Genomic DNA, 7,110 nt, shown 5'->3' with positions numbered 1-7,110 from the left:
GGGCGAGCCGAAGAAGACTCCGATCTTCTCGCGGAGCTGGTTGATGAAGATCGCCGTGGTGCCCGAGTTGCTCAGGGCGCCCGTGATCTTGCGCAGCGCCTGGGACATGAGGCGCGCCTGCAGGCCGACGTGGCTGTCACCCATCTCACCCTCGATCTCGGCCTTGGGGACCAGGGCCGCGACCGAGTCGATGACGACGATGTCGATCGCGCCCGACCGGATGAGCATGTCCATGATCTCCAGGGCCTGCTCACCGGTGTCCGGCTGCGAGACGAGCAGGGCGTCGGTGTCCACACCGAGCTTCTTCGCGTACTCCGGGTCCAGCGCGTGCTCGGCGTCGATGAAGGCCGCGATGCCACCGGCCTTCTGGGCGTTGGCCACGGCGTGCAGCGCGAGGGTCGTCTTGCCGCTGGACTCGGGGCCGTAGATCTCCACCACGCGTCCGCGTGGCAGCCCGCCGATGCCCAGCGCGATGTCGAGCGCGACAGAGCCGGTGGGGATGACCTCGACCGGGGCACGCCCCTCGTCGCCGAGGCGCATGATCGAGCCCTTGCCGAACTGGCGGTCGATCTGGCTCAGGGCGGCCTCGAGGGCCTTCGTGCGGTCCGCTGGAGCAGCCATGGGTCACCTCGGTGATCGTGGGTGGGTGGTGCCCACCGTGGTTAGGTCGTGCCGTGGTTAGTTCGTGCCGTGGTTAGGTCGTGCCGTGGTTCGGTCGTGCTGTGCTGATGTCGTGTCGGTGACGCTACGTCCGGCCACCGACACGCCGTCCGCCCGGGCCCGGCCGGGTGTGGACAGGGCTTCGGGCGCGGCACCTGGGGACAGCGTAGCCGAACACCTGTTCGACCGCCGGGATGGCGGCGCGACACGCCGCCGCTCGCCCTCGCTCAGGACGGGCGGCGACGGTGCGCCCGGCCCCAGCGGTCGCCGGCCGGCACCTGCATGGCGTCGCACAGCGCGCGCCACACGGCGCGCGGGTCCTCGCCGGCCTCGAGGGCCTGTGCCGCCGTGCGGTCCCCCAGCGCGGTGAGCACCTGGTCCGCCACGAGGACGCGACCCATCGGTGCGCCGAACACGTCGGTCACCAGGTCCCAGAACTCGCTGTAGCGCACGGGCACAGGATGCCACGCGCACGTGTCGGTGCCGACGGCCACAATGGCCCGGTGAGCAGCCCGGCCCCCGACCCCCTCGCGGGCTTCTGGCCGCCCACCCGGGACTGGTTCGCCGGCGCGTTCGACGGCCCGACGACCGCCCAGACGGGTGCGTGGTCCGCGATCGCCCAGGGCGAGCACACGCTCGTCGTCGCGCCCACGGGCTCGGGCAAGACCCTCGCGGCCTTCCTCTGGTCGCTCGACCAGCTGCTCGCCGGCCCGCCACCGGACGAGCCGCACCGCTGCCGCGTGCTCTACGTCTCGCCGCTCAAGGCGCTCGCGACGGACGTCGAGCGCAACCTGCGCTCCCCCCTCGTCGGGATCCGTCAGGCCGCGGCCCGCGCCGGCCTCGCCGCGCCCGACGTCCGCGTCGGCGTGCGCACCGGTGACACGCCGGCCGCCGAGCGGCGGTCCTTCGCCACGCGCCCGCCCGACGTGCTCATCACCACCCCCGAGTCCCTCTTCCTCGTCCTGACGTCCGCGGCGCGTGCGGGGCTCGTCGGGGTGCGCACCGTGATCGTCGACGAGATCCACGCCGTCGCCGGGACCAAGCGAGGTGCCCATCTCGCGGTCAGCCTCGAGCGGCTCGACGCCCTGCTCGAGGAGCACGGCGGCCCCGCCCAGCGGATCGGCCTGTCCGCGACCGTCCGTCCGGTCGACGCCGTGGCGCGCTTCCTGGCCGGCGGGCGCACGCCGGCCGACGGGGGTCGGTCCGTGCGGGTGGTCCAGCCGCCGGCGACCAAGCGGGTCGAGGTCACCGTCGTCGTCCCCGTGCCGGACCTCACCGACCTGGCGGGCGCCCGACCACCCGGGGCGCCTGGGCCGGCACCCGGCGCGTCGTCGTCGGCCGCCGAGGCCGAACGTGAAGCCCGGGCCGACCCGCGCGACCGGGCCGGCGCGCCCGACCTGTCCGGCCAGACGGCCGCGGGCCCGCGCCGACCGTCCGTGTGGCCGCACGTCGAAGGACGCGTCGTCGACCTCGTCGCGTCGCACCGCTCGACGCTCGTGTTCACCAACTCGCGACGCGGCGCCGAACGGCTCACGGCCCGGATGAACGAGGTCTGGGCCGGCCGCCAGGGGCAGGACGTCCCGGATCCGGGAGCCCTCGCCCCGGCCCAGGCTCCCGGGCAGTCCGGTGCAGCCGTCGGCATCGACACCGACGATGCGAGCCGCATCCTCGCCAGGGCCCACCACGGCTCGATGAGCCGGGCCGAGCGCACCCGGACGGAGTCGGAGCTCAAGGCCGGCCGGCTCCCGGCCGTGGTCGCGACCTCCTCCCTCGAGCTGGGCATCGACATGGGTGCCGTCGACCTCGTCGTGCAGGTCGGCTCCCCGCCGTCGGTCGCGTCCGGGCTCCAGCGGATCGGCCGTGCGGGCCACCAGGTCGGGGCCGTCTCGCGCGGCGTCGTCTTCCCCACGTTCCGCGGCGACCTCGTCCCCGCGGCCGTCATCGCCCAGCGCATGCGGGCCGGGCAGATCGAGTCGCTGCACGTGCCCACCAACCCCCTGGACGTGCTCGCCCAGCAGGTGGTCGCGATGGTCGCCGTGGCGGACTGGGCGGTCGAGGACCTCGCCGTCGTGGTGCGCCGCGCAGCGCCGTTCACCGAGCTCGGCGACGGCAGCCTGCGCGCTGTGCTCGACCTGCTCTCGGGCCGCTACCCCAGCGAGGAGTTCGCCGAGCTGCGGCCCCGGATCGTCTGGGACCGGACCACAGGCGTGCTCAGCGGTCGACCAGGGGCCCTGCGCCTCGCGGTGACGAGCGGCGGCACCATCCCCGACCGGGGCCTGTACGGCGTCTTCCTCGCGGGCGCCGGCCCGAGCGGACCCCAGGACGCGCCGGTCGACGTCCCGGCCCGCCAGCGGGGCGGCAAGCGTGTGGGCGAGCTCGACGAGGAGATGGTCTACGAGTCCCGCGTTGGCGACACCTTCACGCTCGGCTCGAGCACGTGGCGGATCGAGGAGATCACCCCCGACCGCGTCCTGGTCAGCCCGGCGCCGGGCCTGCCGGGCCGGCTGCCGTTCTGGAAGGGCGACTCCCCCGGCCGCCCCGCGGAGCTCGGTCGCGCCCTCGGCGCCTGGGTGCGCGAGACGGTCGCCCTGCCCCCCGACGCTGCGCGCGAACGCGTGCTGGCCGCCGGGCTGGACGCCTGGGCCGCCGACAACCTGCTCGCGTACCTCGACGAGCAGCGCGCCGCCACGGGTCGTGTGCCCGACGACGCGACGGTGGTCGTCGAGCGGTTCCGCGACGAGCTGGGCGACTGGCGCGTCGTCGTGCACTCGCCCTACGGGGCGCGCGTGCACGCGCCCTGGGCGCTCGTGCTCGGGGCCCGGCTGCGCGAACGCTACGGCGTGGACGCGGCCGTGCTGCACTCCGACGACGGGATCGTGCTGCGCCTGCCGGACATGGTCTCGTCCGGCGCGGGCACGTGGGACGCCGCCACGGGGGGCTGGGCGCAGGAGGAGTCGCCGCTGGACCTGCCAGACCTCTTCCTCGAGCCCGACGACGTCGCGGCGACCGTGCGCGCGGAGCTCGGCGGCTCGGCACTCTTCGCCGCGCGGTTCCGCGAGGCCGCCGCGCGCGCGCTGCTGCTGCCACGGCGCCGCCCGGACAAGCGTCAGCCGCTGTGGCAGCAGCGCCAGCGCTCGGCACAGCTGCTCGCGGTCGCCTCGGCCCACCCCGACTTCCCGATCCTGCTCGAGGCGGCGCGCGAGTGCCTGCAGGACGACTTCGACGTGGCTGCCCTCACCGGGCTCATGCGCGACGTCGTCGCCCGGCGCGTCGGCGTGGTGGAGGTCACGACCCCGACCCCGTCGCCGTTCGCCCAGTCGCTCCTGTTCGGCTACACCGCCCAGTTCCTCTACGACGGCGACGCCCCGCTCGCCGAGCGGAGGGCCGCGGCGCTGACCCTCGACCCGGCCCTCCTCGCCGAGCTGCTCGGCGGCTCGGCCCCTCTCGCCGACCTGCTCGACCCGGCGGCCGTGCTCGCCGTCGAGGCCGAGGTCAGCGGCACGGCTCCGGACCGCCAGGCCCGCCACCGCGAGGACGTCGCCGACGTCGTGCGCCGGCACGGGCCCCTGACCACCGAGGAGGTCGTCGCGCGCAGCCGCCCTGCCACGCACGACGACGTGCCCACGTGGCTCACCGACCTGGAGTCGCAGCGTCGCCTGCTGCGGGTGCGGCTGGCCGACGGACGCGAGCGGTGGGCGGCCGTCGAGGACGCCGGTCGCCTGCGCGACGCGCTCGGCTGCGCCCTGCCCGTCGGGGTGCCAGAGGAGTTCACGCAGGTGCTGCCCGACCCGTGGGGCGACCTCGTGCGCCGCCACGCCAGGACCCACGGCCCGTTCACCGTCGCGGAGCTCGCCACCCGGTTCGCGGTGGGCCCGGCGGTCGCCGCGGACGTGCTGCGCCGGCTCGTGGCGAGCGACCTCCTCGTGGTCGGCCGGCTGCGGCCCGAGGTGCTCGGCGGCACGGGCGAGGACCACTGCGACCCCAACGTGCTGCGCACGCTGCGTCGGCGCTCGCTCGCCGCGCTGCGCGGTCAGGTGGAGCCGGTGCCGCAGCAGGCGCTCGGGGTGTTCCTGCCGGCCTGGCAGGGCGTCGTGCCCCACGACGACGCCGGCCGGGCGCGGTCGACGGGGCTGCGCGGCATCGACGGGCTGGCGCGGGTCGTCGAGCAGCTCGCCGGTTTCGCCGTCCCGGCGTCGGCCCTCGAGTCGCTCGTGCTGCCCGCGCGCGTGGCGGACTACGCGCCGGCCATGCTCGACGAGCTCACCGCCGCCGGCGAGGTGCTCTGGGCCGGTCACGCCTCGCTCGCCGCGCGCGACGGCCTGGTCAGCCTGCACCCGGTCGCGACCGCCGACCTCACCCTTGCGCCGCCCACCGAACGGGCGGGCGCCCTGACGTCCGGCCTGCACGATGCGGTCCTCGTGGCTCTCGCCGGTGGCGGGGCGTTCTTCCTCGACCACCTCGCGGAGCGGGTAGCCGGCCTGCTGGCGGACCAGGACGAGCCCCACGCCGTGAGCAGCCTCGCCGTCCTGGACGCGCTGTGGGACCTCGTGTGGAGCGGTCACGTCACCAACGACGCGCTGACGCCGTTGCGGGCCAGGATCGGCGGCGGGCGCGGCACCGCGCACCCGGTCCGGCAGGCGACACCGCGGGGGCGTCCGGTGCGGGCCGGGCTCGGCCTACGGACGGGCGCGCGGCCCGCCCGAGCCGTGGTGCGCCCCGACGGCGCCGGACGATGGTCCGCCCTGCCCACCCCGGAGCCCGACCCCACGCTGCGCGCGCACGCGCTGGCCGCCCAGCTGCTCGACCGGCACGGTGTGGTGACCCGGGCCGTCGCACCGGTCGAGGGTGTCGCCGGGCAGTTCGGTGCGCTCTACACCGTCCTGGCGGCGCTCGAGCAGGCCGGCTCGGTGCGCCGCGGATACTTCGTCGAGCACCTCGGCGGCTCGCAGTTCGCCCTGCCCGGCGCGGTCGACCAGGTGCGCGAGGCGAGCCGGTCGGTCGGTCTGGACGACGGCGGCGAGGCGGGCGGCGCCCCGGGTCCTGCCGGCACGCAGGGTCCCGCCGGCACCGCCGGATCGACGGACGCGACGGGCTCCCCCGGGTCGACCCGGTCGGCCGGCCCCGCCCGCCCGGAACAGCCCGGCCCGGTGACCGTGCTGGCCGCGACGGACCCAGCCAACCCGTACGGCGCGGCGCTCGCGTGGCCGACGGGCGACCCGCGGGTGGACCCGACCGCACCGCGGGGTCATCGGCCGGGCCGCACGGCCGGTGCCGTCGTCGTGCTCGTCGCCGGGGCGCTCGTGCTCTACCTCGAGCGCGGGGGCCGCACCGTGCTGACGTTCACCGAGGACGCCACGGTGCTCCGCGCCGCCGCCACCGCGCTCGCCGCGCAGGCCCGCCGGGGCGCGCTGGGCCGGCTGACCGTGCAGCGGCTCGACGGCGCGGAGGTGCTCGATCGCACGACCCTGGCCACCCCCGCGGCGCGCGCCCTCGCGGCGGCGGGCTTCGCGACCACACCACGCGGCCTGCGCGTACCCACCCGCTGATGACCCGCTGATGCCCGAGGGCGACATCCTGCGCCGGACCGCGACGGGGCTGGACCGCGCCCTGGCGGGCAGGACGCTGGTGCGCAGCGACCTGCGGTGGCCCGACGCGGCGGGCGTCCAGCTGGCCGGACGTACCGTCCTGGGGACCACGGCCTACGGCAAGCACCTGCTGACCCGGTTCGACGACGGCCGCACGCTGCACACCCATCTGCGGATGGAGGGTTCCTGGCGGGTGGCGCCGAGCGCCGCGCCGGGCGACCGCGGGCCGCACGTGCGGGCCGTGCTCGCGGCCCAGAGCTGGACCGCCGTCGGCGAGCGGCTCGGCATGCTCGACGTCCTGGCCACCCGCGACGAGCACACGGTCATCGGGCACCTGGGCCCGGACGTCCTCGCCGACGACTTCCCGACCGTCGGCCTGCCGCTCGCGCTCGAGCGCTTCGCCGCGGCGGGCCCGGCCCCGGTCGCCGAGGCGCTGCTCGACCAGCGCGTGCAGGCGGGCATCGGCACCATCTGGACCGCCGAGTCCCTGTTCGCCCGCGGGATCTGGCCGTGGACCCCGGCGGACGAGCTCGTCGACCCGACGTCGCTGCTCATGACGGCCCGGGTGCTCATGGCGCGCAGCGTCGCGGCCGAGCGGCCGTCGGACGGGCGCGTGCACGGCCGGCGCGGGCGGCCCTGCCCGCGCTGCGGGACGCCGATCGCTCGAGGGGTCGCCCGTAGGCCGCCGATGGAGCGGCCGGTGTTCTGGTGCCCGGTGTGCCAGGCGAGGCCCTGACGCCCCGCGGCGCGGACGACCGATGGGCCTGCGGCCGCCGGCGAAGCGCGCCGTCGGTCAGACGGGCGCGCCGTCGGTCAGACGGGCGCGCCGCCGGTCAGCCGACGGACGTGAGGGCTCCGCGCGACA

Annotated in this window: 4 protein-coding genes; 2 read left to right on the top strand and 2 right to left on the bottom strand. The window is 76.5% G+C overall.

Annotated features, from left to right (window positions below):
- The coding region (recA, locus tag PKY62_RS09330) for a recombinase RecA (protein ID WP_324536436.1) at nucleotides 1-621 on the bottom strand (621 nt) is incomplete at its 3' end.
- 266 nt (nucleotides 622-887) lie between these two features.
- Nucleotides 888-1,112, bottom strand: a complete 225-nt coding sequence (locus tag PKY62_RS09325; RefSeq protein WP_324536435.1) for a DUF3046 domain-containing protein — start codon at nucleotides 1,110-1,112, stop codon at nucleotides 888-890.
- A gap of 9 nt (nucleotides 1,113-1,121) precedes the next feature.
- Between PKY62_RS09325 and PKY62_RS09320 the strand changes: the two genes are divergently transcribed.
- Complete coding sequence (locus PKY62_RS09320) at nucleotides 1,122-6,206, top strand: Lhr family ATP-dependent helicase (protein WP_324536434.1); 5,085 nt, start codon at nucleotides 1,122-1,124, stop codon at nucleotides 6,204-6,206.
- Between the two features lie 10 nt (nucleotides 6,207-6,216).
- On the top strand, nucleotides 6,217-6,981 hold the full coding sequence (locus PKY62_RS09315) for an Fpg/Nei family DNA glycosylase (protein WP_324536433.1): 765 nt from the start codon (nucleotides 6,217-6,219) through the stop codon (nucleotides 6,979-6,981).
- Nucleotides 6,982-7,110: the final 129 nt, after the last annotated feature.

This window comes from Actinotalea sp. (assembly GCF_035443605.1).
Lineage (GTDB): Bacteria > Actinomycetota > Actinomycetes > Actinomycetales > Cellulomonadaceae > Actinotalea.
The sequence above is the reverse complement of the archived record's forward strand: the minus strand, read 5'-3'. Positions and strand labels throughout refer to the sequence as shown.

Bases quoted from the DNA above. Each gene is read 5' to 3' on its own strand.
- PKY62_RS09315 (WP_324536433.1), top strand. From the start codon at position 6,217: ATGCCCGAGGGCGACATCCTGCGCCGGACCGCGACGGGGCTGGACCGC.
- PKY62_RS09320 (WP_324536434.1), top strand. From the start codon at position 1,122: ATGCCACGCGCACGTGTCGGTGCCGACGGCCACAATGGCCCGGTGAGC.